Origin of the sequence: Catenibacterium sp., assembly GCF_052354645.1 — a bacterium.
Taxonomy (GTDB): Bacteria; Bacillota_I; Bacilli_A; order Erysipelotrichales; family Coprobacillaceae; genus Catenibacterium; species Catenibacterium mitsuoka_A.
In genome coordinates this window covers 1-1,504 of sequence record NZ_DAWDDM010000379.1, presented here as the reverse complement: position 1 = coordinate 1,504, position 1,504 = coordinate 1, and the positions used below count along the sequence as shown (strand labels likewise).

Sequence of the window (1,504 nt, the reverse complement as noted above, 5' to 3'; positions counted from 1 at the left end):
CAACTGTATAGGAACTACGATTTATAAACTTGACATTTTAAATAAGTTTCATATTAGGTTTAATGAAAGTATCTCTTATTATGAGGATATTGGATTTTGCACAGAATATATGTGTCATATAGAGTCTTTGTATTACATAAATGAGCCTATTTATTGGTATAGATTTATAAATTCAAATTCATTGATTACGAAATATAAAGTTAAATTTGTACAAAGTTTGTGGTACCTACGTTCCAAGCAGCTAAAATTGTTTGATTCTTTTTGTGATATTGAAAAATCACAATTGTACAAAGTCTGGGGGGATCAATTGGTTGCTAATATAATTAATTTAATTTCTCATTTAGACAAATCTGCACCAACAATAGATGCTGATTTATCCAAGCTTTCTACCTTCCCAGAACTTAAATTGTGTATTAAGAATTCTCAAACATTACGTAAGTATGTTTTATTGTCGGCTCTTTTGCATCTAAATGTCAGCCAACAAAAAAAGTTTTATAAAAGTTATTTTATTATAATAAAGAACTTAAAGTCATTAGTATTAAAATGTTTAAAGAGATAGATTTACAACACCATGCAGTAGTCGTAGTTGGTTTTAATCGCTTATTATCAATTACAAGATTGTTAAAATCATTGTCTAGTGCATATTATGATGAAGAGGTTGCCTTAGTTATAAGCATTGATAAAAGTGATGCCCAAGATGTTTATTCGTTTGTGGACAACTTTCAATGGAAGCATGGCAACAAGTACGTAATTATTCAAGAAAAAAGAAGAGGCTTAAAGGAACATATTTATAGATGTGGAGATTTAAGTAAATTCTTTAAATCAGTAACAATTCTTGAAGATGATATTTCTGTTAGTCCTTATTTCTTTTCTTATGTAAAGAATGCTGTCGAAGTATATGGGGACGATGAAAATGTTGCCGGTATATCTTTATATAAGAATGAATTCAATGGTTTTAATTCATTACCTTTGTATTTTTTAAATAATGGTTATGATGTCTTTGCATATCAGTCAACTTCAACATGGGGCGAAACTTTTACTTATTCTATGTGGAATAAGTTTAGAACATGGCTTTCTGATTGGGATGAGGATTTTTCGAAAGTTGATACTTATTGTGCGATAAAGAGTTGGAATAAAGCTTGGTCAAAATATTATGAAGCATATATTATTCTAACGAATAAATATTTTATCTACCCTTATCTATCAGTAAGTACTAATAATAATGATGCAGGAACTCATGTAAAAACCCTTGATATTAATAATTCATATCAAGTAGAGATGCTGTATGGTAGTCGTGTCTATCAAATGCCAAAATTTGATAAGCTTTTAAGGTACGATACTTATGCTCAGTTCGAGGGTTTAAAGGATATATGTGGTATGAATGACATTGCTATAGATTTGTATGGAAATAGAGAAAATATAGTCCAACGTTACTTATTGTCAATTCGACATTTGAATTTTAAAATCATTAAACATTATGGTATACGTTTGCGCCCTATAGAGT

General features: G+C 29.2%; 2 protein-coding genes. Both read left to right on the top strand.

Going from position 1 to position 1,504, the window contains the following annotated elements:
• Nucleotides 1-559: hypothetical protein (locus ACT8VG_RS11195; protein WP_444195933.1), on the top strand; the 559-nt coding region annotated here is incomplete at its 5' end.
• Nucleotides 544-1,504 (top strand): hypothetical protein (locus ACT8VG_RS11190; RefSeq protein ID WP_444195932.1); only part of this gene is annotated, 961 nt, incomplete at its 3' end. The genes ACT8VG_RS11195 and ACT8VG_RS11190, both read left to right, overlap by 16 nt.